Consider the following 25,649-nt stretch of genomic DNA (forward strand, 5'->3'; position numbering starts at 1 on the left):
AGCCGTGCCGCAGGTCATCTGCGGGCGCGTTGTGGCTGGTCGCGCAGTTCCCCGCGCCCCTTACAGGGCCCCTACGGGGCCCCTTCGGGGCGCTAGACCTCCGCCGGGCGGCGGAACATGCGGGTCGCCGTGATCTCGCCGTGCACCGGCTCCGCGTCCGGGTCCTGCTGCGGCAGGCCCGGGCGCAGGTGCTCCTCGACGCTGATGTACTTCAGGCCCGCCCTCAGGTCCGCGTCGTTGCGCAACCGGATCACCAGCGGGAACTCCGCCAGGGCCGTGGTGTCGAAGAGGCCGGTGGTGTACAGCAGCTGCACGCCGAGGGCGTCGGCGACGGCCCGCTGGAGCTCCAGCAGGTAGGTGGCGTTGGCGCGGCCGATGGGGTTGTCCAGGAACAGCGTGCCCGCGTGCCGCTGCTTGTCGCGGCCGCGGTCGTTGCTGCGCAGTGCCGCCATCGTGCAGTACAGCGCGATGGCCGCGGTCAGCAGCTGGCCGCCGGAGAAGACGTCTCCCATCTGCCCCACCGGCACCCGCTCGGCGCGCAGCACCGCGTCCGGCTTGAGGATCTCCACCGCGACGCCGCGCGGCAGCAGCGCCGCCCGCACGCCGCGCAGCAGCAGCGACATGCCGTCGCGGCGCAGGTCTGAGTTCTTCTTGACGGCGGACCGGGTGGCCTCGTCGATGACCTCGCCGAGGCGCTCGGTGAGCGTGGACTGGTCGGGGTCGTCGAAGCGGATGCGCAGGAACTCCTGCCCCGACCACTCCCCCAGGCCCTCCGGGAGCCGGGACAGCCGCTGCGCCGAACGCAGGGTGGCCAGCGAGGACTCCACCAGGCCGCGCAGCCGGTCGACGATGCTGTCGCGGTTGCGCTCCAGCTGCTCCAGCTCGTCCGTCAGCACCCGCAGCCGGGGCGCGAACGCCTCGGCCCAGGCGGCGGCGTGCTCCGGCAGGGCGGCGGCGGGCAGTTCGCGGATCTGCTGGCGGGCGGGGGTGCGCACCTGCTCGTAGCGCGTGGAGTTGGCGTGCCGGACGAGCACGTCGCTCGCCTCGCGGACCGCGGACTCGGCGGCCGAGAGGTCGCCCGCGCAGCCGCGCAGGGAGCGGCGCGCCTCGGCGGCGGCCTGCCGGGCCTCCTCCAACGTGCCGGAGTACGGCTCGGGTTCGCCGGTGTCCTCGTCCCCGGTGGTGTCGCGCAGCAGGTCGCGCAGGAGGGCGGCGGTGTCGTCGAAGCCGCCGACGGCGTCCTCCGCGACCCGGTGGGCGCGCAGCAGGCCCGCGTGCGCGGTGCGGGCGCTCTCCAACGCGTCGGTGCGGGCGGTCAGTTCGGCGGTGGCGGTGCGCAGCAGCTCCTTGGCCTGGGCCGCGTCGGCGGGCACCCGGTCCTCGGGGAGCTCGGTGTGCGCCTCGCCGTCCTCCGGGGCGAGGCGCTCGGTCTCGCCGCGCAGCCGGCCGAGCTGCTCGCTGGCCGCGGACGCGCGGGTCTCCAGCGTCTGCACGAGTTCCTCGGCGCGGGCTGCGGCGGCCTGACGGGACGGGCCGTCGGCGCCGTCGGTGCCCTCCAGGAGCTGGGCGGCGCGGGTGCGCACCTTGTTGGTGAGGCGGTCGAGTTCGGCGCGGGCGGCGCTCTCGTCGCTTTCCGCGCGGGCCTGTTCGGCGCGCAGGTCGGCGCCGACGCCGACCTTCTCGTACACCTGGGAGGCGGCGCGGTAGGCCTCGCGCAGCGCGGGCAGCGAGGCGGCCGGGGCCTCGTCGTCCTCGGCGATGTCGTCCGGGGCGCCGGCGATCTCGGCGCGCTCGGCGCGCAGTGCGCGGGCGGTGCGGCGGGCGTCGTCGGCGGCGCGCTGGGCGGCGCGGCGCTCCTCGTCGGCGGCGCGGGCGCGGTCGACGCACTCCTCCGCGCGCTCCTCGGCCTCGGCGCCCTCCTCGGCGAGGTCGCGCAACTTGGCCTGCCAGGCGGCGCGTTCGCGCAGCCGGTGGGCGAGGCCCGCGAGCGCGTCGGCGACCCGGCGGGCACGCTGGGCGGTCTCCTGCCGCTCGTCGCGGACGACGGCCGCCTCGGCGGCGGTCTCCTCCGCCTCGGCGCGGACCTCGCGCAGCGCCGCCAGCTCCTGCTGTGCGGCGTCCGCGGCCGTACGGACCCGCCCGGCCTCCGCGGACAGTTCGGCGAGGCGGCCGGCCGGGCAGCCGGCGCGCCACGAGGCGAGGCGCGCCGCGAGCGTGCGGTCGCCGGCCAGCCGGGCCGCCACGGTGCGGATCTCCTCGTCGCGGGCGGTGGCGCGTTCGCGCAGCGCGTGCCGCTCCTCGTCCGCGGCGCGCTCGTCGTGCATGGCCGGGTTCGGCGGGACCAGAAAGACGCCCGTCTCCTGCGCGGACGGCTCCGGCGCAGGGGCCAGCAGGGCGGCGGCCGTGCCGACGGCCACCGTGGAGCGGGGCAACAGCGAGGCCTCGGCGAGGACTTCGCGGGCGCGGGTGTGCGAGTCGGCGTCGGTGATGACGACACCGTCGACGAGCTCGGGGCGCGCGGCCAGCACCGCGGCGTGGTCCGCCGGGTCGACGGCCTGCGCGAGGTAACGCCAGCCGGGCAGCGCGGGGATGCCGTGCTCGCCCAGGTACTCGACGGTGGCCAGCACGTCCGGGCCGGGCGGCAGCAGGCCGCCGTCGCCGAGCGCGCCGAGGATCCGGGAGTCGTCGGCGGCGGCCGTGCGCAGGTCGAACAGCTGCCGCTCGGCGGAGGCGACGTTCTCTTCCAGGAGTTCGTGGAGGGCGTCGGCGTTGCGGTCCAGCTCCTCGGCGGTGAGGGCGCCGGGGCGCGGAGCGGTGGGCGTGCCGTCGTCGTCAACAGTGCGCTGTCCCGGCACCTGGCCGGACGCCGCCGGCCCGGGCAGGCCCAGCAGTTCGGTCAGGCGCTGTTCCGCGCCGAGGGACTCCGCGGCACGGCGCTCCGCCTCGTACGCCGATTCAGCAGCCGTGGCGGCGTCCGCCCCACGTGCCGCGGCCAGTTCGGCGCGGCTCTCGGCGGCGGCCGACTCCTTCGCGCGCTCGGTGGCCTCGCGGGCCGCCTCGCGCGCGGCCTCGTACGCGGCGACGGCCGGCTTCTCGGCGTCGCTCGCGGCGAGCGCGGCGCGGGCGGGGTCGGCGTCGGGGCCCGAGGCGTCGATCCAGCCGGCGCGCACCGCCTCCTCCGCCTCCTGCTCGACCTCGGCGAGGCGCTGGCGCAGGTGGCCCGCCTCGCTGCGGGCGCGCTGGGCGTCGGTGGCGGCGGCGGTGGCGTCCCGGTGGGCGGCCTCGCCGGCCTGCTGGAGGGCGGCGGACCGTTCCTCCTGCTCGTTGGCGAGCGCCTCGCCCCGCTCGGCGGCGGCGTTGAGGGCGCGCACGAGGTCGGCCGCGGCGCGGGAGCGGGCGGCCAGGGCGGGGGCGGCGTCCTTCTCCGCCTCGTGGATGGCGGCGGCCACGCGGGCCGAGCGGTCGGCGGCGGCGCGGTGGCGCAGCACCGTTTCTGCGGCCTGCCAGGCGGAGTGCAGGGTACGGGCGTCGTTGAGCTCGCGGCGTTGGGCGGCGGCGGACTTCTCGGCCGCGGCCAGGGCCAGCGAGGCGTGCCGGTAGGCGAGTTCGGACGCGATCAGCGCGCTGCGGCCGCGCTCCGCCTCGGCGTCCGTGACCGCGTGCCCGGCGGCGGCGACCTGCTCGGCCAGCTCGGCGGCGCGGCCGCGCTCCCGGGTCCCGCGCGCGGAGAGGCGGCGGGCGAGGGTGCGGGTGCGGCGCTCGGCCCCGGCGTGCACGCCGCGGGCCTGGTCGCGCCGGGCGCCGGCCTCGGCGATGCGCGCGAGCATGTCCAGCGAACCGGCCGTGAAGTCCCGCTCGGCGGTGAGCTCGGCCCGGCGGCCGAGCTTGTGCGCGAAGCCGTGCACGAGGTCAGCGAGGCCGTCGGTGTCGCGGGTGTCGGTGACGGCGCGCAGCAGCAGGTCGGTGAAGTCGGAGTCGTTCTTGACGGCGAAGAGGCCGGCGGCCTCGCCCTCGTCGGCGTTCATCTCCCGCTGGTAGCGGAAGAGTTCGGGGTCCAGGCCGAGCTCGCCGAGGTGCTCGTTCCAGCGCTCGTGGATCTCCTCCCACACCACGTCCAGGTGCGGGTAGGCCTTGCCGGCCTCGGTGAGGGCGTCGCGGAAGCCCTTCATCGTGCGGCGGCGGCCGCGGGCGCCCGAGGCGCCGTCCTCGCGCGGGCGCATGGCGGTGGACTCGGCGACCGGCAGCGAGTCGAGGCTGAGCCCGGGGCCCGGGCGGAAGGAGTACCAGGCCTCGGCGAACTTGCGCGGGTCGTTGGAGACCTGGCGCCCGCGCCACTCGCTGACCTTGCCGACGACGATGCTCTCGCCGGTGAGCACGTGCTGCCACTCCAGGGCGACGTGGCCGCAGTCGTCGGCGAGCAGGAACTTGCGCAGCACACCGGAGCTGGCGCCGCCCAGGGTGTTGCGGTGGCCCGGCAGCATGACCGAGAAGATCAGCTTGAGCAGGACGGACTTGCCTCCGCCGTTCTCCAGGAAGAGCACGCCCGCGGGCGCCGGGCGGCGCGGCGGGCCGACGGGCTCCTCCTCGAAGAACTCCGCCTGCGCGGGCGCGGGGTTCGGCACCGGGGCCCCGACCCCGCGCAGGTCCAGCACGGTGTCGGCGTAGCGCGCACCGGCGGGCCCGATGGAGTAGAGGCGGACCCGGGACAGCTCGTACATGGCGGCGGACTCTCGTTGGATGCGTGGACGGTTCAGGCGGAGTGGCTGTGCTGGTTTTCAAAGAAAGGCAGGCCGGCGTCGGCGACCAGGTCGAGGGCGTCGGCCTCGTCCGGCGGCAGGAGCGTGGCGCTGCCGTCGGCGACGGGCACGATGCCCAGCTCCAGCAGTTCGGCCATGGCCGCGCTGCCCGCCATGTCGCGCACCTGGAGCTGGTAGCGGGCGGTGGTGCGGTAGGTGCCGCCGGACTCGTCGCCGGTGCGCTGGAGGAAGCCGGAGTCGACGAGGAAGGTGACGGCCTTGGCGATGATGCCGGTGGTGGAACCGGCCAGGCGGCGGGCGTCCTTGGTGGCGCCGGTCGCGCTGCGCCGCGCGTAGACCCGCCAGGCGGCCTCCAGGCCCGGGGCGTCGGTGCTGGGGTCGGTGTTCTCGCCGTGCTCGGCGGCCCGTTCCTCCAGGCGGCGGCAGGCCTGGCGGACGAAGGCGTCCACGCCGTTGACGGTGACGCGGCCGATGTAGCCGTCGTCCGCGAGGTCTTCGGGGCGGGGGAAGGCCATGGCGGCCACGGCGAGGTGGGCCACGCCGTGCAGGAAGCGGTCGCCGGAGTCGACGGTGGCGCGGCGGGCGTAGTCGCCCATGCGGACGGCGAAGACGGAGTCCTCGGCGGCGGTGACGGCCATGCCGGCGCGGGTGGAGACCTCCAGCACGACGAGCCCCAGGCCTGCGGCCACGGCGTCGGCGAGGCGGGCGAAGGCGGGGTCCTCGCGGTGGCGGCGGAGGAGTTCGGCGTACTCCGCGTCACGGGCGGGCTGCAGCTTGGGCTGCAGCCCGTACGCCACCAGGCGGGCGGCGTCGGCGGCATCGGCGGGGGTGACGTGCGGGGTGCCCACGCGCTCCGGCTCGGCAGCGTCCGGCTGCGCCGGGGCGTCGACGTCGTCGTACTCGGTCACGGTTGCTGCTCCTGCCGGGGGTTCCGCGGGTGACGGCCGGTCCGGCACCGCCGGACTGCTTCGTCGTGGGTGTTCGCCGTTGCGGCGAGGGAAAGGTGCCGACCGGGCACGGCGGCGACTGCCCGTCGAGGGGCTGCCGCCCCGCGGCCGGTTCGGCACCGCCGGGCCGCGTCATCGAGGTTGCTCACCATTGCGGCGGGGGAATCGTGCCGGCCCGGCACATCGGCGACTGCCCGCCGGAGGCCCGCCGGCCGCAGGCCGGTCCGGCACCGCCGGACTGCTTCGTCGTGGGTGTTCGCCGTTGCGGCGGGGGTTCCGAGTGGCCTCATGCCGCATCCGTCCTGTCCGCCGCCATTCCGGCCGCGTCCAGCAGCGCCTTGCCGACGACGAGGTCGGCGCCGCCGAATTCCGGGTCGTCCAGGGTCGTGCCGTCGTCGACGGCGAACAGCAGTTGCTGTTCGCCCTGGCGGTACGCCGTGCCGACCGCGGGGCTCGCGGCGTGGACGGCCAGGAGGGCCACCAGGTACGGGAGTTCGGGGTCGCGGCGGCGGGCCTCGGCCAGGAGGCCCGAGAGGCGGCGGGGGGCGTCGGCCGGGAGGTCGAGCAGCTCCATGGCGGAGGCCAGCTGCTCCTCGCTGAAGCGGCTGTCGTCGGGGGTGGCGATCAGATCCGGCTCGGGCATCTCCGCGCCGAGGTGCTCGCGCTCCAGCGGCGGCGTCAGGAGCACGTCCACGAGGTCGGTGAGGCGTACCGCGGCCGGGGTGCGCAGGCCCGTGCCGCGCGCGAAGAAGGCGTCGGTGACGCGCGTCGCCTGCTCCACGGGCAGCGGCAGGACGGGCGCGACGAGCTGGCCGTACAGGTCCAGCCCGGCCTGCGCGGCGGGCGTGGCGAACGCCTGCCGGTCCTGCTCGGCGCGGAACAGCGGCCCGGCCTCCAGGAGCCGGGACTGCAGCTGGGTGTGCCGGCGGATGCAGTCCTTGACGATGTCGACGAGCTCGGCGGCGCGGCGCTTGTTCTCCGGCTCTTCCGCTTCGTCGCGCGCCTTGCGGATGTTGGTGAGGATCGCGTTCTCGTGCCGGTAGCGGTCGGCGACGTGTTCGAGCGCTTCGGCGATCATGTCGGGGACGGTCTTCAGCCAGTCGACCGCGCGGACGTTGCGCCGGGTGGCGTCGAGCGTCTTGCGGAGGGTCTCCGCGTACTGCACGGTCCGGTAGCGGGCCTGCTCGGCGGCGAGCTGGGCGTCGGCGAGGCGGCCCCGGCTGATGAGGACCTCCAGCTTCACCTCGGCGGCGATCTGGGCGCTGGTGACGTCCGTGTCGAGGGCGCCGACGAGGACGTTGACGGCCTCGTCGGTGGTGCGCAGGAAGACCGTGCCGCCGGGGCCCGGCACTTCCTCGATGAGCTTGAAGTCGTAGTCCCGCCGGATGTAGACGCCGTCCGCGCCGAACGTGCCGTAGACGGCGCGGAAGCCGCGGTCGACGCTGCCGACGTTGATGAGGTTCTCCAGGACCCAGCGGCTCACGCGCTCGTGCTCGGCGTGCGGGCGCCCGGGGGCCTGGGCCGCGACGCGCGGCAGCAGGCGGGCCACTATCTGCTCGTGGTCCGCGCCGGTGTCGAAGTCCATGTTGAGCGTGACGAGGTCGATGGCGGAGAGCGCCACCTCCGCCATGGCGTAGCCGCCGTACTCGCCCGCGAGGTTGGCCTTGCGGGCGTCCAGGTCGTGCAGCGGCGCCGTGCACGCGAGCGCGCGCAGCCTGCGGGCCAGGCCCTCGTCGGCGGCCGGACCCGGGGCGATGGGGGTACCCCCTGCTCGAGCGGAGCCGAGAGCTCGGGGGAGCGATGGCCCGTTGAGCTGGGGCGGAACGGCCGCCGGGGCTGGAGAAGTCACGTCGCACAGCGTAGGCGCTCACCCTGACAACGGACGAAACGGCACCGTCGGATCAGCGGTCAGACGGCAAAGACGGACATGATGCCGATATTGCAAGCAAGCAGGATAAACGCCGTGGGCAGCTGCGCCTTGATGGGCCCGTACTGGTCCGTGAGCTCCAGCAGTGCGGCCGGAACCACGTTGTAGTTGGCCGCCATCGGCGTCACGAGCGTGCCGCAGAAGCCGGCCAGCATGCCGACGGCCATGACGCCGGGGGCGCTGCCGTGGGCCTGCTGGACGAGGACCGGCCAGCCGACCGCGGCCGTCATCACCGGGAAGGCCGCGAAGCCGTTGCCCATGATGACGGTCAGGAGGAACATCCCCGCGCAGTAGACGACGACCGCCAGGAAGACCGAGCCGTCGGGCAGCACCGCGGTGGTGATCCGGCGGACCTGGTCGCCGACGCCGGCGAGGGAGAAGATGGTGCCGAGCGTGGCGAGCAGCTGCGGCAGCAGCAGGGCCCAGCCGGCCGACTCCAGTATGGAGCGGCCCGCGTGCAGGGGCACCGACACCCGCTTCTCGCGCAGCATCACCATGGCGACGGCGAGGGCGACGACTGCGCCGATGCCCAGCCCCAGGATGGTCTCGCTGCCCTTCTCCAGCACCGGTTCGCCGCCCGCGTGCAGCCGTTTGACGCCCACCGCGCAGACCAGGGCGACGGCGGGGATGGTCAGTGCGGGCACGAAGAGCCGGCTGCCGAAGCGCGCCGCGCCGGCGGCCCGCTGTGCGTCCGTGGCCGTACGGGCCGTGCCGCGGCCGGTGAAGCCGAAGCCGGCGAGGCAGATCATGACGAGGACGGCGACGCCGAGCGGCTCGGCGGGCGCGGTCTTGTGCGCGACCCAGGTGCTGTAGACGAAGCCTGCGCCGAGCAGGCCCCAGAAGGCGGCCGTGCCGTAGCGCCTGGGGTTGGTGCGGTCGGTGAGCATCTGGGCGGCCATGGCCAGGAGGACGCCGCCGACGAGCCAGAAGAACCACTCCGCCTTGATCACTTGTCCGCCTCCTTCGCGGCCGTCCCCGCCACGCGCGCGTGCTCCAGCGTGCGGTCCAGGCGCAGCAGCCGCCAGCCGTGCACGAACAGGGCGCACAGGGCGGTCGGGACGGCCCACATCGCGAGGTCCAGCGGTTCCAGGTGCGTGTGGTAGGTGGTGTTGACGAAGCCGGTGATGAGCAGGATCGAACCGACGGCGAGGAAGACGTCCTCGCCGAAGAAGAGCCCGACGTTGTCGGCGCTCGCGGCGTAGGAGCGCACCTTCTCCCGCATCGCGCCGGAGAGTTGGCCGTGGCGGCGTTCGGCCGCGCCTTCGGCCATCGGCGCGGCGAGCGGGCGTACCGTCTGGGCGTGGCCGAAGACGCTGTTGAGCCCGAGGGCTGCGGTGAGCTGGCGCAGGAGGAGGTAGAGGGCGAGGAAGCGGCCCGCGGTGAGGCCGCCGAAGCGGGATATCAAGTGGCGTGCCTGTTCCCGGAGTCCGTGCCGTTCCAGGAGGCCGATGACCGGGAGGGTGATGGCGAAGATCGTCACCGAACGGCTGGAGGCGAACCCGGTGCCGAAGGCGGCGAGCACCTCCCGGGGCGACAGTCCGCCGAGCAGTCCGGTGGCGATGCCCGCAACACCCACCACCAGCAAGGGGTTGCGCCTCGTGGCGAATCCGGCCACGACCACGAGGACGCCCAGGAGTACGAGCATGCGTCCTGCCTTCCGCATTCTCGGACCTCACTCGACGAGGTGAGGCGGTTGGCGAGGAGGCTAGGATATTGTTGAACAATCCTCAACAGGCAATGCTGAAACCGTCGAAGGCTGAGACAGCTGGAGCGTCAGGAACAGCTGAAGCAGCCACTCCGCCGAGACCCGTGGGAGAGGCAATGGCCCTGTCCACCGCACAGCGTGTCGCCGCAGCACTGCGTGCCCGGATCGAGAGCGGCGAACTGCCGCCCGGGCACCGGCTGTCGGAGGAGGCCCTCGGCAGGGAGCACGAGGTCTCGCGCAACACCCTGCGCGAGGCCTTCCGCTTGCTCATCCACGACAGCCTGGTCGTCCACCTGCTCAACCGCGGTGTCTTCGTACGGGTGCTGGAACCCGCGGACGTCACCGACATCTACCGGATGCGCGCCGCCCTGGAGACCGCGGGCGTACGGGCCGCGGCGCACGCCCCCCGGCAGCTGCACGAGGCCCTCTCCGCCACGGTGACCGAGGCCGAGCGCGCCGCCGCCGCGGGTGAGTGGCAGCACGTGGCCACGGCGGACCTGCACTTCCACCGCGCGCTCGCCGCGCTGGCGCAGAGCCCGCGCATCGACTCCGCCATGGACCGGCTGCTGGCCGAACTGCGCCTGGCCTTCCACGAGATGCCCTCCCCGCGCCGCTTCCACGAACCCTTCGTGGCCCGCAACCGCGCCCTCGCCAAACTGCTGGAGAGCGGCGAACACGCCCACGCCGAAGCCGGACTGACCGCCTATCTGGACGACGCCCGGGAGCTGATCCTGGGCGCCATGAAGGAGGACCGCCGATGACCCCCGGGACCGCAGAGGCGACGGAGACCGTCGTCCTCGACCTCAACGCCGACCTCGGCGAAGGCTTCGGCCGCTGGAGCCTCACCGACGACGACGCCCTGCTGTCCGTGGTCACCAGCGCCAACGTGGCCTGCGGGTTCCACGGCGGCGACCCCTCGACCATGCGCCGGGTGTGCGGGACGGCGGCCGAGCGCGGTGTCGGCATCGGCGCCCAGGTCTCCTACCGCGACCTGGCGGGCTTCGGGCGCCGGGCGATGGACGTGCCGCCCCGCGAGCTGGCCGACGAGATCGCCTACCAGATCGGTGCGTTGGAGATCTTCGCGCGAGCCGCCGGCGCGCGGGTCGCGTACGTCAAACCGCACGGCGCGCTCTACAACCGCAGCGTGCACGACGCGGAACAGGCCGCGGCCGTGGTCGAGGGCATACGGCTCGCGGGCGAGGCGCTGCCCGTGCTCGGGCTGCCCGGCTCCCGGCTGCACGAGGCCGCGCAGCGGGCCGGACTGCCCGTCGTCGCCGAGGCCTTCGCCGACCGCGCGTACACCGCGGCCGGCACGCTCGTCCCCCGCCACGAGCCGGGCGCCGTGGTCACCGACCCCGACACCGTCGTGCAGCGCTCGCTCGCCTTCGCCCGCGACCGCGCGGTGACCGCGATCGGCGGCGAGCGGGTGCCCGTCCACGTCCGTTCGCTGTGCGTGCACGGCGACACCCCCGGGGCCGCCGCCCTCGCCCGCCGGGTGCGGGACGAACTGGAGGCCGCGGGCGTCCGGCTGAAGGCCTTCGCATGAGGGCCCTGCCCGCCGGGGACCACGGGCTGCTGGTCGAACTCGGCAGCAGCGAGGAGGCCGAGGCGCTCCACGCCGAGCTGCTGCGCAGGGCCGCGGCCGGCGCACTGCCCGCGGTGCGGGAGATCGTGCCGGCCGACCGCACCGTGCTGGTCGACGGCCTGGCCGAACCCGGGGCGTTCGCCGTGGAGCTGGCCTCCTGGGTGATACCCCCGCCGGCCCGCGGAGCGCAGCGGGCCGTCGAGGTCCCGGTCCGCTACGACGGCCCCGACCTGGCCGAGGTCGCCGGGCGTTGGGGCGTCACGCCGCGCGAGGCGGCCGCCCTCCACGCGGGGACCGAATTCCGCGTCGCCTTCTGCGGGTTCGCCCCGGGGTTCGGCTATCTCACCGGCCTGCCCGACCGCTACCACGTGCCGCGCCGGGCCACGCCCCGCACGAAAGTGCCCGCCGGCTCGGTGGCCCTCGCCGGGCGGTACACGAGCGTGTACCCGCGCTCCTCGCCCGGCGGATGGCAGCTCATCGGCACCACCGACGTCACGCTGTGGGACGTGGCGCGCACCCCGGCCGCACTGTTCTCCCCCGGCACCCGGGTCCGCTTCGTACCGGAGGGCCGCGCATGACGGAACGGGCAGTCGCGGTCGTCCGCGCCGGAGCGCTGACCACCGTGCAGGACCTGGGCCGCACCGGCCACGCCCACCTGGGGGTGCCCCGCTCCGGCGCCCTCGACCAGCCCGCCCACCGGCTGGCGAACCGCCTCGTCGGCAACCCCGGCGAGGCCGCGACCCTGGAGACGACGCTGACCGGCTGCGCCGTCCGCACCCGCCGGGCGGTGACGGCGGCGGTGACGGGCGCGCCGTGCGCGGTGACCGTGGACGGGCGTCCCGCCGCGTGGGGCGCGGCCGTTCGCGTCCCGGCCGGGGCGGTGCTGGAGGCGGGCCCGGCCGTCCACGGTGTGCGGAGCTATCTGGCCTTCTCCGGCGGGCTGACCGTCCCGCCCGTCCTGGACAGCCGCTCGACGGACGTGCTCTCCGGCCTGGGCCCCGCCCCGCTGGCCGACGGCGCCGTGCTGCCGCTCGGCGCCCCGTACGGCCCGCCGCCGGGCGCCGACGCGGTGCCGCACCCCGGCCCCGTGCGGGAGTTGGTGCTGCCCGTGGTGCTCGGGCCGCGCGACGACTGGTTCACGGCCGGGGCGCTGCGGACCCTCGCGGCCGGCGCCTTCCGGGTCTCGTCCGCGGGCAACCGGATCGGCCTGCGCACGGAGGGCCCGTCCCTGGAGCGGGCGCGGGACGGGGAACTGCCCAGCGAGGGCATGGTCCTGGGCGCGGTCCAGGTGCCGACCGACGGCCGTCCCGTGGTCTTCCTCGCCGACCACCCGACCACGGGCGGCTATCCCGTGGTGGGCGTCGTGCCCGAGGCCTTCCTGGCCGCCGCGGCGCAGGCCGTGCCCGGCACGCCGGTCCGCTTCGTCCTGCGAAGTCCGCGGCTCCGCCGGGCACTTCAGGCGGGCGGGGTGCCGTAGCCGCCTCCTCCGGGTGTGCGCACCTCCAGCACGTCGCCCGCGCCGGCCTCCACCACGGCGCAGCCGGCCAGCCGCTCGACGGAGCCGTCGGCGCGCTCGACGAGGTTGACGCCGAGGGCGCCGGGCTCCCCGCCGGCCATTCCGTACGGGGGCACCCGGCGGTGCCCGGTGAGCAGGGCGGCCGTCATGGGCTCCAGGAAGCGGATGCGGCGCACCACGCCGCATCCGCCCGTCCACCGGCCGCGCCCGCCGCTGCCCCGGCGCACCGCGAAGCTCTCCACGCGCACGGGGTAACGCCATTCGAGGACCTCGGGGTCGGTCAGGCGCGAGTTGGTCATGTGGGTCTGCACGGCGTCGGCCCCGTCGAACCCGTCCCCCGCGCCCGAGCCGCTGGCCACGGTCTCGTAGTACTGGGTGCGCTCGTTGCCGAAGGTGACGTTGTTCATGGTGCCGGAGCCCTCGGCCTGGACGCCGAGGGCCGCGTAGAGCGCGCCGGTGACGGCCTGCGAGGTCTCGACGTTCCCGGCGACGGTGGCCGCCGGGAAGACCGGGGCCAGCATGGATCCTTCGGGGATGCGGATGTCGAGGGGCTTCAGGCAGCCGCTGTTGAGCGGGATGTCCTCGGCGACCAGCGTGCGGAAGACGTACAGCACGGCCGCCTTGACCACGGAGCTGGGCGCGTTGGCGTTCCCGGGCTGCTGGGGCGAGGTGCCCTCGAAGTCGATGACGGCGCTGCGGGCGGCCCGGTCCACGCGGACGGCGACCTGGACGACCGCGCCGCTGTCGGTCTCGTAGCGGTGCGATCCGTCGTGCAGCCCGGCGACGATGCGGCGCACGGACTCCTCGGCGTTGTCCTGGACGTGCCCCATGTAGGCCCGGACGACGTCCTGCCCGAACTCCTCGGTCATGCGGCGCAGTTCGTGGATGCCCTTCTCGTTGGCGGCGATCTGGGCGCGCAGGTCGGCGAGGTTGACCTCGGGGGCGCGCGAGGGGTACGGCCCCGAGGCGAGCAGTTCGCGCGTCTCCTGCTCGCGCAGCCGGCCGTCGCGGACGAGGAGCCAGTTGTCGAAGAGGACGCCTTCTTCGTGGACCGTGCGGCTGAAGGCGGGCATGGAGCCGGGGGTGATGCCGCCGATCTCGGCGTGGTGGCCGCGCGAGGCGACGAGGAACAGCAGTTGATGGCCGCCCGCGGCGCCAGCCGCTGATGTCACAGTGTCGAAGACGGGCGTGACGACGGTGATGTCCGGCAGGTGTGTGCCGCCGTGGTACGGGTCGTTGACGGCGTACGCGTCCCCCGGCCGCAGTGCATCGCCGTTGCGGCGCAGCACCTCCTTGATGGACTCCCCCATCGAGCCGAGGTGGACGGGGATGTGCGGGGCGTTGGCGATCAGGCTGCCGTCGGCGTCGAAGAGGGCGCAGGAGAAGTCCAGCCGCTCCTTGATGTTGACGGAGTGCGCGGTGTTCTCCAGGCGCAGGCCCATCTGTTCGGCGATGGCCATGAAGAGGCTGTTGAAGACCTCCAGCATCACCGGGTCCACGTCCGTGCCGACGGCGGCCGCGCGGGGCCGGGGGCGGACTCGGGTGAGCAGCAGGTGGCCCTGTTCGCCCGCCGCGGCCCGCCAGCCGGGGTCGACGACGGTGGTGGCGTCGGCCTCCGTGACGATCGCGGGGCCGGTGAGGACGTCTCCGGGACGCAGGGCGGTGCGCTGCCGGAGCCGGGCCTCCTGCCAGGTGCCGCCGGTGAACATCCGGACGGTCTCCTCCTGTTCCCCCTCCGCTGCCTCCGGAGGGGCGGCCGTCCGGCCGGAGGCCCCGCCGGATGCACCGGCCGCCTCGACCGAGACGGCCTCGACGACCAGTGGTTTGTCCATGGTGAAGGCGTAGCGGGCACGGTGGGCCCGGACGAACTCCGCGCTCATCGCGGCGGCGGAGTCCAGGGCCACGGGAAGGGCGGAGTCGGTGCCCGCGTAGCGCAGGTGCACGCGGGCGGTGGTGGTGACGGTGTCCTCCGGTACGCCGTCCGCGAGGAGTTCGGCGCGGGTGCGCTGCGCGAGCCGGTCGCAGGCCTCGTGCACCTGCGGCATCGACTGCTCGTCCAGTTCGGTCTCCAGGGCCTGTTCGCGCAGGGCGGTGGCGTCGGCGACGCCGATGCCGTAGGCGGAGAGCACGCCCGCGAGGGGCGGCACGATCACGGTGGCGATGCCTAGCGCGTCGGCGACGGCGCAGGCGTGCTGGCCGCCCGCGCCGCCGAAGCCGGTGAGCGCGTAGCGGGTGATGTCGCGGCCGCGCTGCACGGAGATCTTCTTGACGGCGTTGGCCATGTTGAGCACGGCGATGTCGAGGAAGCCCGCCGCGACCTCCTCGGGCCCGCGCCGGTCGCCGGTCGCGTCGGTGATCTCCCGGGCCAGCTCCGCGAAGTGCGTACGGACGACGTCGGCGTCGATCGGCTGGTCGCCGTGCGGGCCGAAGACGGCCGGGAAGCGGCCGGGCTGGATGCGGCCGAGCATCACGTTGGCGTCGGTGAGGGTGAGCGGGCCGCCGCGGCGGTAGCAGGCGGGGCCGGGGTCGGCGCCTGCGGAGTCCGGGCCGACGCGGTAGCGCCGCCCGTCGAAGTGCAGCAGCGATCCGCCGCCGGCGGCGACGGTGTGGATGTTCATCATGGGCGCGCGCATGCGCACCCCGGCGACCTCGGTGCCGAAGGCCCGCTCGAACTCGCCCGCGTAGTGCGCGACATCGGTCGACGTGCCGCCCATGTCGAAGCCGATCACCCGGTCGTACCCGGCCTCGCCGGAGGTGCGGGCCATGCCGACCACGCCGCCCGCGGGGCCGGACAGCACGGCGTCCTTGCCGCGGAAGTGCAGCGCCTCGCGCAGCCCTCCGTTCGACTGCATGAACATCAGCCGGACGCCGGGCAGTTCGCGGGCCACGTCGTCGACGTAGCGGCGCAGGATCGGCGAGAGGTAGGCGTCGACGACGGTGGTGTCCCCGCGCGGTACGAGCTTCATCAGCGGGCTGACCTCGTGCGAACAGCTCACCTGGGAGAAGCCGGCCGCGCGGGCCGCCGCGGCGACCTGCTGCTCGTGCGCGGTGTGCCGGTAGCCGTGCATCAGGACGACGGCGGCGCTCGCGTAGCCGTCGCGGCGGGCGGCGCGCAGGGCGTCGGCGGCGGCGTCCGGGTCGAGCGGGCGGATCACCTCGCCGTGCGCGCCGACCCGTTCGGGGATCTCCACGACCCGGCCGTAGAGCGCCTCGGGCAGCACGATGCGGCGGTCGAACAGGCGCGGGCGGTTCTGGTAGGCGATGCGCAGCGCGTCGCGGAAGCCCTCGGTGACGACCAGTACGGTCGGGGTGCCCTTGCGCTCCAGCAGGGCGTTGGTGGCGACGGTGGTGCCCATCTTGACGACCGCGATCCGGTCGGCGGGGACGGGGTCGTCCGGGCCCAGGCCCAGGGTCTGCCGGATGCCGGCGACGGCCGCGTCACAGTGGCGGGCGGGGTCGTGGGAGAGCAGTTTGCGGGTGACGAGCCGGCCGTCGGGGCGCCGGGCCACCACGTCCGTGAAGGTGCCGCCGCGGTCGATCCAGAACTCCCAGCGTCCTGTCATGCGGCCATTGTGGCGGCCGGTCAGCCCGCCCGCTCCACCGCCGGGCGGCCGGCCCGTTCGGCCAGCACGTCGGCGTAGTGCCGCACCAGCAGGTCCCCCACCACCGTCCAGGTGCGGCCCAGCACCGAGCGGCGGCCGGCGAGCCCGTACTCCGCACGGCGGCGGCGCCCGGACTCCAGGGCGAGGACCGCCTCGCGCAGCGCCTCCGCGTCGTGCGGGCGGACCAGGAGTCCGGTGCGCAGGTGCTCGACCAGGTCCAGGGGGCCGCCGGCCGCGGGGGCGACCACGGGGACGCCGCTGGCCTGCGCCTCCTGGACGGTCTGGCAGAACGTCTCCTGCGGGCCGGGGTGCACGAAGACGTCGAGCGAGGCGAAGATGCGGGCGAGTTCGCGGCCGGTGCGGGTGCCGAGGAAGCGTGCCCCGGGCAGGGCGGCCCGCAGCCGGGCCGCATGCGGGCCGTCCCCCACGACGACCACGCGCACGCCGGGCAGCGCGCAGACCGGGGCGAGCAACTCCACCCGCTTCTCGGGCGCGAGGCGGCCGACGTAGCCGACGATCAGCTCCCCGCCGGGGGCGAGGGCGCGCCGCAGCTCCAGGTCGCGGTGCGCGGGGTGGAAGCGCTCGGAGTCCACCCCGCGCGGCCACAGCCAGACCCGCGGGACGCCGTGGCCGATCAGGTCGCGGGCGGCGGCGGTGGACGGGGCGAGGGTGCGGTCGGCGGCGCGGTGCACGGCCCTGATGCGGCGCCAGGCGACGCCTTCGCCGGTGCCCAGGTAGGTGCGGGCGTAGCCGCCGAGGTCGGTCTGGTAGACGGCGACGGCCGGCACGCCGAGCCGGGCGGCGGCGGCCATGCCGCGCGCCCCGAGCACGAAGGGGCTCGCGAGGTGGACGACGTCGGGGCGGTGCTCGGCCAGCACGCCGGCCAGGCGGCGGCCCGGCAGGGCGACCCGGACCTGCGGATAGCCGGGCAGCGGCAGCGAGGGCACCCGGACGACCGGGCAGGGCGCGCCGTCCGCGTCCCCGTCGCCGTTCCCGGGGGCGGCGGGGCCGGCCGGGGTCACGACGAGCGGTTCGTGCCCGCGGCGCCGCAGGTGCCGGGCGGTCTGCCAGGCGCAGTGGGCGACCCCGTTGACGTCGGGCGGAAACGATTCGGTGACGATGGCGACCCGCATACGGCTGTTGTCGGCCCTGCGCGCGTGGTGCGGACCACGTGGATCTTTCCGCCCGGCGAACGTCCCATGAGCGTTGGCCCGGTCCCACCCGGATTCCATGCCCCCATTCAGGTGAATTCAGGGGGAATTGGGTTAAAATGCAAGCAGGTCCGTATTGACTTCGAAAGAAGGTGGCCGACGTGACCGCTCCTGCGTCGCCCCGGATCGACCAGCACCCGGACATCATGGCGCTCCGCGCCCACTCCGAGGAGACGACGGGAACCCCCGCCGCCCAGGCCGTCGAGGCCCTGGCCGTTCTCTGTGGCGTCTATCTGGCCGCTTCACCGTGGATTATGGGCTTCAACGCCTCCACCACCCTCACCATCACCAACCTGATCACCGGTGTCGCCTTTGCCTGTCTGGTAGGCATCGGCCCCGCGTACGAGCGCACGCACTCCATGAGCTGGGCCGCGCTGGCCATCGGCGTGTGGGCGATCGTCGCCCCCTTCGTGGTGGCGGGCCACGCCTTCGCCACCCGTGCCGTCGTCAGCAACGTCATCGTCGGAGCCGTGGCATGCCTGACGGCCCTGGCCCTGGCGGGCCTGGGCAGCACCAGGCAGCGGCGCTGACCGTCCCCTCATACCCCAGACCCCTTCCCCGCAGAATGCCCCGCCGTCCACAGCCCCGGACGGCGGGGCCCGCGCATCCGGGTCAGGCGGTGGGCGCCGGGGGGCGCCCGCCGTGCGGCTCCCGCTCCGGATCCGCGCCGCCCGCCGGGGCGCCGTCCCCGGTCTCGGGCCATCCGGCCCCGTCCTCGAGCGCCCGGTCCGCCCGCTTGCGGAGTTGCACGTTCATGTCCCGGCGGATACGTCGGATCATCTCATCCATGTCAGGCATGCGGCGAAGGTAGAGCCCCCGGTTCCGCAACGCCGCGCCCGCCAGGGGCTGTTCACCCGCGCGGATGAATACTCAGGTGATCTTCGGCTGCCGTGGCTTCGCCCGGCGGGAAGTGGCAATGCTCCCCTCTCCCGACCGGCCCCCCACACCAAGAGGTACGAGGCATGACGTCCGTACGCGCAACCGCCGACGAGCCGTTGCCGTCCCGCCCCGCCGAACTCGCCCCGCCCGCCCGGGACTCCGGGCCCGACGGCCCGCCGCGCATCCAGCTGCCGCACCTCGGGAGGAGCGCCGCATGAGCACGGCGAACGACGCCCGCGGCGGCGCGGGCCGGGAGGACGGGCTGCCCGTCGCCTCGGCCGGCGAGAATCTGCGGCTGGCCCTCGTGTACTTCCTCCCCGACTACCTCGGGGGCGTCTTCCGCTGCCGCCCCCGGATGGCCCGGCTGGTGGCCCGGCTCGACCCGGGGCGGCGCCGGCTGGAGGCCATGCGCGGGCTGCGCCGCAGACACGGCCGCGGGCCGGTCCTGGTGCACGGCACCTGCGGCCCCACCCTGCTCGTGCTGGACGCCGAGGACGCCCGGCAGGTGCTCTCCGGGCCGGTGGAGGTCTACGCGGTGGACACCTGGGAGAAGGTGAGCGGCTTCGCGGCCGTGCAGCCCGATGCCCTGGTCGCCTCGCACGGCCGGCAGCGCACGGCCCGCCGCGCCTTCAACGACGCGGTGCTGGACGCCGGTTGCGACGTGCACCGGCTGGCGGGCCACTTCCTGCGGGTCGTCGGCGAGGAGGCCCGCGCCCTGCTGGGACCGGAGGCGGAGGCCGGGCTGACGGCCGACGTGGTGCGCGAGCGCTTCGAGCGGATCGGGCGCCGCTGCTTCCTCGGCGAAGCCGCCGCCGACGACGCGGAGTTCTCCCGCCTCCTGGGCGAACTGCTCGCCGAGGCCAACTGGATGGGCGCCCGGCGCTGGCGGACGGGCCGGGCCCGCAGGACCCGGCGGGCGATGATGCGGCGCCAGTCCCGCTACCTGTGCGACGCCGACCCGCGCAGCCTGACCGGGCTGTTCCGCAGCGCACCCCGCGGCCCCGAGACCGCACCCGAGAGCCAGCTCACCCAGTGGTTCATGGCCCTGGCCGTGGTGCACAGCGCCGTCGTGCAGACGCTGGCGCTGCTCGCCACGCACCCGCAGCACCACACGCGCGCCGCGGCCGAGGTCGCCGACGCCGACCGGCGGCACGGCCTGCGCACGGTGGCCGGCTTCCAGGCCATGCCGTACGTGCGCGCCTGCATCCAGGACGCGGCCCGGCTGTGGGCGCCCGTGCCCAGCCTGCTGCGCCGCACCACGGCCGAGACCCGCTGGCGGGCGGCGGTCGCGCCGGGCGGGATGAACGTCCTGGTGCCCGCCGCCTTCCACGCCCGCGACAGCGAACGGCTCGACTACGCGCACCGGTTCGCGCCCGAGAAGTGGATGGACGGCACGGCCGAACGGGACTGGGCCGTCAGCCCCTTCAGCCGCGGCGAGGCCCGGTGCAGCGGCATGGAGCTGGGGCTGCTGCTGGCCACCGGCTTCGTCGCGGAGTTCCTGCGCGACGGCGAACTGGCCGTCGCGGGCGTGCGGTTGACGCACCGGCAGCCGCTGCCGCACACCTTCGACACCACCCGGCTGCGGATCGGCTACCGCGCCCACCGGGCCCCGGCCCGCACCGTCCCCCCGCCCGTCCTGGAGAGCGACCGATGACCCCGGCACCCCGCCCGCGCCGCGAATGGCACGCCCTGCCCCTCCCCCTGGCCCTCCTGGAGCTGCGCCGCCGACGGCAACTGCTGCGCGCCCACAGCCTGTACGACGCCCACGGCGGCACGCGGCCCCCGGAGCCGGCCCGCGAACTGCTGCCCCACCGCGGCTACGACGGGTCGGGCTCCTGCCCCTCCGACGCCGCCATGGGCCGCGCGGGCACCCGCTTCGACCGCAACTGCGCACTGCCGCAGGCCTTCCCCGAGCCCGAGGACGACGGCCTGTTCTCGCCGAGCCCGCGCGAGGTGAGCAGACGGCTCCTGGCCCGCACCGCCGGCTTCCGCCCGGCCCCGATGCTCAACCTGCTGGCCGCGGCCTGGATCCAGTTCCAGCAGCACGGCTGGTTCCACCACGGCGGCCACCCCTCCGCCCCGCCGCTGGACGTCCCCCTCGCCGCCGACGACGACTGGCCGCAGTGCCCCATGCTGCTGCGCCGCACCCTGCCCGACCCGGCGGGCCCCGCCGGCGCGGCCCTGCCGCCCGCCTACGCGAACACGGTGACCCACTGGTGGGACGGCTCGCAGATCTACGGGTCGAGCGAGGAGCAGTGCCGGGCGCTGCGCACCGGCGAGGGCGGCAAGCTCGCCCTCGTGGACGGCAGGCTGCCGGACGAGGAGCGGGCGGGCCTGTCCGGCATCGACCGCACGGGCTTCGCCGAGGACTACTGGGTCGGCCTGTCCCTGCTGCACACGCTCTTCGCCAAGGAGCACAACGCGGTCTGCGACCGGATCGCCTCCGCCCGCCCCACCTGGGACGACGAGCGCCTCTTCCAGACGGCGCGGCTGGTCGTCACCGCCGTCATGGCCAAGATCCACACGGTGGAGTGGATGCCGGCCGTCGTCGACCGGCCGGTGACCCGGGCCGCGATGCACCTCGACTGGTACGGGGTGCTCCCCGCCCGGCTGCGCCGCCGGGTGCGGCGCTTCGGCCGGGGCGAGACGCTGTTCGGCATCCCCGGCTCGCCCACCCGGCACCACACGGCCCCGTTCGCGGTGACGGAGGAGTCCGTCGCCGCCCACCGGATGCACCCGATGATCCGGGACGAGTACGAGATCCGCTCGCACCTGACGGGCGACCTCGTCGAGCGCACGGACTTCGAACCGCTCCAGGCGCTGGCCACCCGCAAGGCCGTCGACCGCTGGGGCACGGCCGACCTGCTCTACTCCTTCGGCACCATGCACGCGGGCGACGTCGTCCTGCACAACCACCCCGACTGCCTGCGGGAGCTGGTGCGCGTCTCCGGGGAGCGCATCGACCTCGGCACGGTCGACGTGCTGCGCGACCGCGAGCGCGGCGTCCCCCGCTACACCGCCCTCCGCGCGGCGCTGCACCGGCCGCCGGTGCGCAGCTTCGACGAGCTCACGGGCGGGGACGCGGCCCTGGCCGGCGAGCTGCGCGAGGTCTACGGCGGCCGGCTGGAGCGGGTCGACACCATGGTCGGCCTGTACGCGGAACCCCGGCCGCGGGGCTTCGCGTTCAGCGACACGGCGTTCCGGATGCTCGCGCTGATGACGGCGCGGCGGCTGAAGAGCGACCGCTTCTTCACCGCCTGCTACCGGCCGGAGATCTACACGGCCGAGGGCCTGGAGTGGATCGACCGCACCTCGCTGGGCGACGTCCTGCTGCGCCACCACCCGGAGCTGGCCCCCGCCCTGGAGGGCGCGCGCAGTGCGTTCGCGCCCTGGCGGCTGCTGTGAACCGGTCCCGAGGCGGGCCCCGGGCCGGGGGCGTGCGGAATTCCCCCCGGCCCGGCGCTCCTCAGCGGCCGGCCGGCTGCGCCCCGGCCGTGGCGTACCAGCGGTCGCCGCGCAGCTCCGCCAGGCCGTGACCGGCCAGGCCCTGCACGTGCTTGACGATCGTGCGCGTCTGGTAGCCCACGGACGCGCACAGTTCGCCGACGGAGGCTCCCCCGTCCCCGCAGGCCTGCAGGCCGTCCCAGGTGCGGGCCTCGTGGCGGCCGAGGCCGGGGAGCACCCGCGGGGGCTCGGGCCGGGCCTCCGGCCGCGGGGCGTACGGGCGGGACGCGCCGACCGGGCGCGGGGTGCGGTTGACCCGGCGGTGCCGACGACCCTTCTGGCGTTTGCTCATGGCTGAGACCACTGCTCCGTCCTGCGTGTTCCGATGCGCGTGTTCCGCCGCGTCAACTCGACGCGATGTCGGCCGGTTACGGCCGCCACCACCGAGTGTGCGCGACGTCACGCATCGTCACGCAGCACCCACGCCGGAAGGGCGCCATGCCGGATATGTGAGGCTGGGGGACGTGCGCATACTGATAGTCGAGGACGAGACGGGGCTCGCCGATTCGCTCCGCCGTGGGCTGACCTCCGAAGGGCACTGGGTGGAGGCCGTCCACGACGGCCGGCGCGGGCTGGAGGCCGCACTCTCCGGCGCGTACGACGTGATCGTGCTGGACGTGATGCTGCCGGGCCTGGACGGCTACGAGATCTGCGCCCGGCTGCGGCGGCTCGACCAGTGGACGCCGGTGCTGATGCTCACCGCGAAGGACGGCGAGTACGACGAGGCGGCCGGGCTCGACGCGGGGGCCGACGACTATCTGACCAAGCCGTTCTCCTTCGTGGTGCTGCTGGCCCGGCTGCGCGCCCTGGGCCGCCGCCGCGGCACCGGCGCCCACGGCGAACTGCGCGCCGGGGACCTGGTGCTGGACCCCGCCGCGCGGCGCTGCCGGCGCGGCGGGACGGACGTCGAGCTGACCGCCCGTGAACTGTCCGTGCTGCGCTGCCTGCTGGAGAACGCCGGCCGGGCCGTGGCCAAGCGGGACATCCTCGACGAGGTGTGGGACTCCCCCGCCGAGACCGACCCGAACATCGTCGAGGTCTACGTCTCCTCGTTGCGCCGGAAGATCGACGCCCCCTTCGGACGCCGCTCCATCCTGACCGTCCACGGCACGGGCTACCGGCTGTCGCCCGACGGCGGCTGAGCCCGTGGCCCGCCTCCTCCCCCGCACGGTCCGCGGCCGGGCGGCCGCCGCGGCCGCGCTCGCCATGACGCTGCTGCTGGCCGCGGGCGGCGCCTGGCTCTACACGGTCCTGCGGACCAACCTGCTGGACAACGCCAACAGCCGCACCGAGCTGGCCGCCCGCGAGATCGCCTCCCTGGCCGACTCCGGCGAACTGCCCGCCCTGCTGCCCGCGCCCCGCTCCGGGGTCGACGTGGTCCTCGTGCTCGACCCGCAGGGCAGGGTCGTCGCCACCAGCCGCCCCTCCGCCGACCCGCTGGCCCGCGCCGTCGCGCCGATCCGCCCGGCCGCCGGCGCGGACAGCGCCGACCGCGTGCTGTGCTGCACCCCGGCCGTGGGCGGGCAGCGCGGCGCCGTCGTGGTGGTCCGCGCGACCCCGCCGGGCGGGGAGCGGTACGTCTACGCCCTGACCGTGCTCAGCGACGTGGACGACGCCGCGCACACCATCGCCGTGGGCCTGGTCGCCGGGGCCCCGCCGCTGATCGCCCTCGCGGCGGCCATCGCCTGGGCCGTGACGAGCCTGGCCCTGCGCCCGGTGACGGCCATCCGCACCGAACTGGCCGCGGTCAGCGCCCGTGAGCTGGACCGCAGGGTGCCGGAGCCGGCGGGCGGCGACGAGGTGGCGCTGCTGGCCCGTACCGTCAACGCCACCCTGGACCGGCTGGAGCAGGCGGTCGGCCGGCAGCGGCAGTTCGTCGCCGACGCCTCGCACGAGCTGCGCAACCCGGTGGCGGCGGTGCACTCGCAGCTGGAAGTGGCACTCGCCACGCCCGGTGGCCCGTCCGCCGAGTCGGTGCAGGCGGCCCTGGCGGACACCGTGCGGCTGCAGACGATCGCCGCCGACCTGCTGCTCCTGGCCGGGCTCGACGCGCGGGCGCCGGGCCCGGGCGAACCGGTGGATCTGGCGCTGCTGGCCGCGGAGGAGGCGGCCCGCCGGCCGGCACCCCGCGTACCCTTGACCGTCACCGCCGACGTGCCCGTGCCGATGCGCGGACGCCCGGGGCAGCTGGAGCGCATGCTGGCCAACCTCGTCGACAATGCGCTGCGGCACGCCGCGTCCCGGGTGACCGTGCGCGCGTCCCTGGACGAGCGGGCGCGGGAGGCGGTGCTGGAGGTGGCCGACGACGGTGCCGGCATCCCGGCGGCGGAGCGGGAGCGGGTCTTCGAGCGCTTCGTGCGGCTGGACGCCGCGCGCGACCGGGAGCGCGGGGGCAGCGGCCTGGGCCTCGCCATCGCCCGCGGCATCGCGCGGGCGCACGGCGGGGAGCTGGAGGCGGCCGCGGGCGCTCCCGGCGCCCGGCTGGTGGCCCGTTTCCCGCTGCCTCCGGACCCCGGTTCCTGAAGACGGCTTCAGGAACCTCAGGATTTCTTCAGCCGACCCCGAGGATCATGGACGGTGTGACCGTGGAAACCGTACGAGTCGAGAGCGACGGCGGGAGCGGCGTGCCCGCCGAGGCACGCGCGGCCTCGGCCAAGTGGCGCCGCCACGAGGCGGTCATGCTCGTCTTCGGCGTCGTGATCTGCGTCGGCGGCTACGCGTACACGGGCCTGTCGACCACCGGCAGCGTCCCCGGCGGGCTCGCCGGATTCGCGGCCAGCATGGTGTGCCTGGCCCTGGTGCCGCACCTGGCGGTGCGCCGCTGGGCGCCGTACGCGGACCCGCTGATCCTGCCGCTGGCCGTGCTGCTGTCCGGGCTCGGGCTGGTGCTGCTCTACCGGCTGGACTACTCCTACAAGGAACGGTACAACTCCGCCCCGACCGCCTCCGGCCAGCTGATGTGGACGGTCATAGGGGTGGCGGTCTGCGTCGCCGTGCTGGTGCTGCTGAAGGACCACCGCTGGCTGCAGCGCTACATCTACCTGATGATGGCCGTCGCCCTGGTGCTGCTGATGGCGCCGGCCTTCTTCCCCGGCGACACCTACGGCGCCAAGCGCTGGATCTTCCTGGGCCCGCTGTCCTTCCAGCCCGGCGAGTTCGTCAAGACCATGATCGCGGTCTTCTTCGCCGGCTATCTGGTCATCCACCGCGACGCCCTGGCGCTCACCGGCCGGAAGGTCCTCGGCGTCCGGCTGCCCCCGGGCCGCCAGCTGGGCCCCATCCTGGCCGTGTGGCTGCTGAGCCTGTTCGTCCTGATCATCGAACGGGACCTGGGCACCTCGCTGATCTTCTTCGGCCTGTTCGTGGTGATGCTCTACGCGGCCACCGAGCGCGGCAGCTGGGTGATCGTCGGCGTGCTGATGGCCTCGGTCGGCGCGGTGGTCGTGGGCTCGATGGAGCCGCACGTCAAGGGCCGCATCCTGGCGTGGCAGCACCCCTTCGACGCGTACAAGCCGGGCAGCACGGTCTCCACCCAGCTGGCGAACGCGCTGTTCGGCTTCGGCAGCGGCGGCGTCACGGGCACCGGCCTGGGCCAGGGCCACCCGGAGCTGATCGGCTTCGCGGGCCGCAGCGACTTCATCCTCACCACGGTGGGCGAGGAGCTCGGCCTGGCCGGGGTGATGGTGGTGCTCACGCTGTACGCGCTGATGGCCCAGCGCGGCCTGAGCGTGGCCCTGCGCTCGCGCGACCCGTTCGGCAAGCTGCTGGCGGTCGGTCTCGCGGGCGCACTGGCCCTGCAGGTCTTCGTGGTGGCGGGCGGCGTGATGGGCCTGATCCCCCTGACGGGCAAGGCCCTGCCCTTCCTGGCGAAGAGCGGCTCATCACTGGTGGCCAACTGGCTGATGGTGGCGATCCTGATCCGCATCAGCGACGGCGCGGGCAGGGCGAGGATCCGCCCCGGCCCGTGATCCGCGCCCGCGGGGGCTTCGCGCCCCGAAGGGGCGCGGGGCTGTTTC

The 25,649-nt window shown here is 75.1% G+C and carries 20 protein-coding genes; 11 read left to right on the forward strand and 9 right to left on the reverse strand.

The window, feature by feature from the left end; genetic code table 11:
• Window positions 1–92 precede the first annotated feature (92 nt).
• From ACLHRZ_RS25065 to ACLHRZ_RS25085, 5 genes are all read right to left on the reverse strand, one after another.
• Window positions 93–4,718 (reverse strand): hypothetical protein, encoded by a 4,626-nt coding sequence (locus ACLHRZ_RS25065; RefSeq protein WP_490420763.1) that lies wholly within the window; start codon window positions 4,716–4,718, stop codon window positions 93–95.
• 32 nt (window positions 4,719–4,750) lie between these two features.
• Window positions 4,751–5,665: a hypothetical protein gene (locus ACLHRZ_RS25070; RefSeq protein WP_490420764.1), complete on the reverse strand. Its 915-nt coding sequence runs from the start codon at window positions 5,663–5,665 to the stop codon at window positions 4,751–4,753.
• Window positions 5,666–5,990: 325 nt separating this feature from the next.
• Entirely contained in the window at window positions 5,991–7,553 is a 1,563-nt protein-coding gene (locus tag ACLHRZ_RS25075; protein ID WP_490420765.1) for a hypothetical protein, read from the reverse strand.
• A gap of 59 nt (window positions 7,554–7,612) precedes the next feature.
• Window positions 7,613–8,581: a DUF979 domain-containing protein gene (locus tag ACLHRZ_RS25080; RefSeq protein ID WP_490420766.1), complete on the reverse strand. Its 969-nt coding sequence runs from the start codon at window positions 8,579–8,581 to the stop codon at window positions 7,613–7,615.
• Entirely contained in the window at window positions 8,578–9,276 is a 699-nt protein-coding gene (locus ACLHRZ_RS25085; protein WP_490420767.1) for a DUF969 domain-containing protein, read from the reverse strand. Before ACLHRZ_RS25085 ends, ACLHRZ_RS25080 begins: the two co-directional genes overlap by 4 nt.
• Before the next feature lie 176 nt (window positions 9,277–9,452).
• Here ACLHRZ_RS25085 and ACLHRZ_RS25090 point away from each other — a divergent pair, with 176 nt between their 5' ends.
• The 4 genes from ACLHRZ_RS25090 to ACLHRZ_RS25105 are packed head-to-tail and all read left to right on the forward strand — an operon-like array spanning window position 9,453 to window position 12,398.
• On the forward strand, window positions 9,453–10,097 hold the full coding sequence (locus ACLHRZ_RS25090; RefSeq protein ID WP_490420768.1) for a GntR family transcriptional regulator: 645 nt from the start codon (window positions 9,453–9,455) through the stop codon (window positions 10,095–10,097).
• A complete protein-coding gene (locus tag ACLHRZ_RS25095; protein ID WP_490420769.1) occupies window positions 10,094–10,882 on the forward strand; it encodes a LamB/YcsF family protein in 789 nt (262 codons plus the stop codon). The genes ACLHRZ_RS25090 and ACLHRZ_RS25095 overlap by 4 nt, the downstream gene beginning before the upstream one ends.
• On the forward strand, window positions 10,879–11,499 hold the full coding sequence (locus tag ACLHRZ_RS25100; protein ID WP_490420770.1) for a 5-oxoprolinase subunit B family protein: 621 nt from the start codon (window positions 10,879–10,881) through the stop codon (window positions 11,497–11,499). The genes ACLHRZ_RS25095 and ACLHRZ_RS25100 overlap by 4 nt, the downstream gene beginning before the upstream one ends.
• The gene (locus tag ACLHRZ_RS25105) at window positions 11,496–12,398 is read left to right on the forward strand and encodes a 5-oxoprolinase subunit C family protein (RefSeq protein WP_490420771.1); all 903 of its coding nucleotides are present in this window, start codon (window positions 11,496–11,498) and stop codon (window positions 12,396–12,398) included. Before ACLHRZ_RS25100 ends, ACLHRZ_RS25105 begins: the two co-directional genes overlap by 4 nt.
• Here the strand turns inward: ACLHRZ_RS25105 and ACLHRZ_RS25110 are convergent.
• Both ACLHRZ_RS25110 and ACLHRZ_RS25115 read right to left on the reverse strand, forming a co-directional pair.
• Entirely contained in the window at window positions 12,377–16,000 is a 3,624-nt protein-coding gene (locus ACLHRZ_RS25110; RefSeq protein WP_490420772.1) for a hydantoinase B/oxoprolinase family protein, read from the reverse strand. The two genes, ACLHRZ_RS25105 and ACLHRZ_RS25110, sit on opposite strands and share 22 nt — an antisense overlap.
• Window positions 16,001–16,020: 20 nt before the next feature.
• Complete coding sequence (locus ACLHRZ_RS25115) at window positions 16,021–17,172, reverse strand: glycosyltransferase family 4 protein (protein WP_490420773.1); 1,152 nt, start codon at window positions 17,170–17,172, stop codon at window positions 16,021–16,023.
• Window positions 17,173–17,351: 179 nt separating this feature from the next.
• Between ACLHRZ_RS25115 and ACLHRZ_RS25120 the strand changes: the two genes are divergently transcribed.
• Entirely contained in the window at window positions 17,352–17,780 is a 429-nt protein-coding gene (locus ACLHRZ_RS25120; RefSeq protein ID WP_490420774.1) for an SPW repeat protein, read from the forward strand.
• A gap of 82 nt (window positions 17,781–17,862) precedes the next feature.
• Here ACLHRZ_RS25120 and ACLHRZ_RS25125 read toward each other — a convergent pair whose 3' ends face one another.
• Window positions 17,863–18,048: a hypothetical protein gene (locus ACLHRZ_RS25125; protein ID WP_490420775.1), complete on the reverse strand. Its 186-nt coding sequence runs from the start codon at window positions 18,046–18,048 to the stop codon at window positions 17,863–17,865.
• Between the two features lie 164 nt (window positions 18,049–18,212).
• Between ACLHRZ_RS25125 and ACLHRZ_RS25130 the strand changes: the two genes are divergently transcribed.
• Genes ACLHRZ_RS25130 through ACLHRZ_RS25140 form a run of 3 tightly spaced genes read left to right on the forward strand, consistent with a single transcriptional unit; the run spans window position 18,213 to window position 21,534 of the window.
• Entirely contained in the window at window positions 18,213–18,347 is a 135-nt protein-coding gene (locus ACLHRZ_RS25130) for a hypothetical protein (RefSeq protein WP_490420776.1), read from the forward strand.
• Window positions 18,344–19,783 (forward strand): cytochrome P450, encoded by a 1,440-nt coding sequence (locus tag ACLHRZ_RS25135; RefSeq protein WP_490420777.1) that lies wholly within the window; start codon window positions 18,344–18,346, stop codon window positions 19,781–19,783. The genes ACLHRZ_RS25130 and ACLHRZ_RS25135 overlap by 4 nt, the downstream gene beginning before the upstream one ends.
• Complete coding sequence (locus ACLHRZ_RS25140) at window positions 19,780–21,534, forward strand: peroxidase family protein (protein ID WP_490420778.1); 1,755 nt, start codon at window positions 19,780–19,782, stop codon at window positions 21,532–21,534. The genes ACLHRZ_RS25135 and ACLHRZ_RS25140 overlap by 4 nt, the downstream gene beginning before the upstream one ends.
• A 61-nt stretch (window positions 21,535–21,595) precedes the next feature.
• Here the strand turns inward: ACLHRZ_RS25140 and ACLHRZ_RS25145 are convergent, their stop codons facing one another.
• On the reverse strand, window positions 21,596–21,925 hold the full coding sequence (locus tag ACLHRZ_RS25145; RefSeq protein ID WP_490420779.1) for a hypothetical protein: 330 nt from the start codon (window positions 21,923–21,925) through the stop codon (window positions 21,596–21,598).
• A 172-nt stretch (window positions 21,926–22,097) separates the two neighbouring features.
• Here ACLHRZ_RS25145 and ACLHRZ_RS25150 point away from each other — a divergent pair, with 172 nt between their 5' ends.
• The 3 genes from ACLHRZ_RS25150 to ACLHRZ_RS25160 are packed head-to-tail and all read left to right on the forward strand — an operon-like array spanning window position 22,098 to window position 25,601.
• The gene (locus ACLHRZ_RS25150) at window positions 22,098–22,775 is read left to right on the forward strand and encodes a response regulator transcription factor (RefSeq protein WP_490420780.1); all 678 of its coding nucleotides are present in this window, start codon (window positions 22,098–22,100) and stop codon (window positions 22,773–22,775) included.
• Window positions 22,776–22,779: 4 nt separating this feature from the next.
• A complete protein-coding gene (locus ACLHRZ_RS25155) occupies window positions 22,780–24,156 on the forward strand; it encodes a sensor histidine kinase (RefSeq protein WP_490420781.1) in 1,377 nt (458 codons plus the stop codon).
• A gap of 47 nt (window positions 24,157–24,203) precedes the next feature.
• Window positions 24,204–25,601, forward strand: coding sequence for an FtsW/RodA/SpoVE family cell cycle protein (locus ACLHRZ_RS25160; RefSeq protein WP_490420782.1), 1,398 nt, complete (start codon window positions 24,204–24,206; stop codon window positions 25,599–25,601).
• Window positions 25,602–25,649: the final 48 nt, after the last annotated feature.

The sequence above is a fragment of the Streptomyces sp. AM25 genome (assembly GCF_058146165.1).

Bases quoted from the DNA above. Each gene is read 5' to 3' on its own strand.
- ACLHRZ_RS25125 (WP_490420775.1), bottom strand. From the start codon at position 18,048: ATGCCTGACATGGATGAGATGATCCGACGTATCCGCCGGGACATGAAC.
- ACLHRZ_RS25065 (WP_490420763.1), bottom strand. From the start codon at position 4,718: ATGTACGAGCTGTCCCGGGTCCGCCTCTACTCCATCGGGCCCGCCGGT.
- ACLHRZ_RS25085 (WP_490420767.1), bottom strand. From the start codon at position 9,276: ATGCTCGTACTCCTGGGCGTCCTCGTGGTCGTGGCCGGATTCGCCACG.
- ACLHRZ_RS25140 (WP_490420778.1), top strand. From the start codon at position 19,780: ATGACCCCGGCACCCCGCCCGCGCCGCGAATGGCACGCCCTGCCCCTC.
- ACLHRZ_RS25115 (WP_490420773.1), bottom strand. From the start codon at position 17,172: ATGCGGGTCGCCATCGTCACCGAATCGTTTCCGCCCGACGTCAACGGG.
- ACLHRZ_RS25110 (WP_490420772.1), bottom strand. From the start codon at position 16,000: ATGACAGGACGCTGGGAGTTCTGGATCGACCGCGGCGGCACCTTCACG.
- ACLHRZ_RS25160 (WP_490420782.1), top strand. From the start codon at position 24,204: ATGGACGGTGTGACCGTGGAAACCGTACGAGTCGAGAGCGACGGCGGG.
- ACLHRZ_RS25145 (WP_490420779.1), bottom strand. From the start codon at position 21,925: ATGAGCAAACGCCAGAAGGGTCGTCGGCACCGCCGGGTCAACCGCACC.
- ACLHRZ_RS25095 (WP_490420769.1), top strand. From the start codon at position 10,094: ATGACCCCCGGGACCGCAGAGGCGACGGAGACCGTCGTCCTCGACCTC.
- ACLHRZ_RS25100 (WP_490420770.1), top strand. From the start codon at position 10,879: ATGAGGGCCCTGCCCGCCGGGGACCACGGGCTGCTGGTCGAACTCGGC.
- ACLHRZ_RS25090 (WP_490420768.1), top strand. From the start codon at position 9,453: ATGGCCCTGTCCACCGCACAGCGTGTCGCCGCAGCACTGCGTGCCCGG.
- ACLHRZ_RS25105 (WP_490420771.1), top strand. From the start codon at position 11,496: ATGACGGAACGGGCAGTCGCGGTCGTCCGCGCCGGAGCGCTGACCACC.
- ACLHRZ_RS25135 (WP_490420777.1), top strand. From the start codon at position 18,344: ATGAGCACGGCGAACGACGCCCGCGGCGGCGCGGGCCGGGAGGACGGG.
- ACLHRZ_RS25130 (WP_490420776.1), top strand. From the start codon at position 18,213: ATGACGTCCGTACGCGCAACCGCCGACGAGCCGTTGCCGTCCCGCCCC.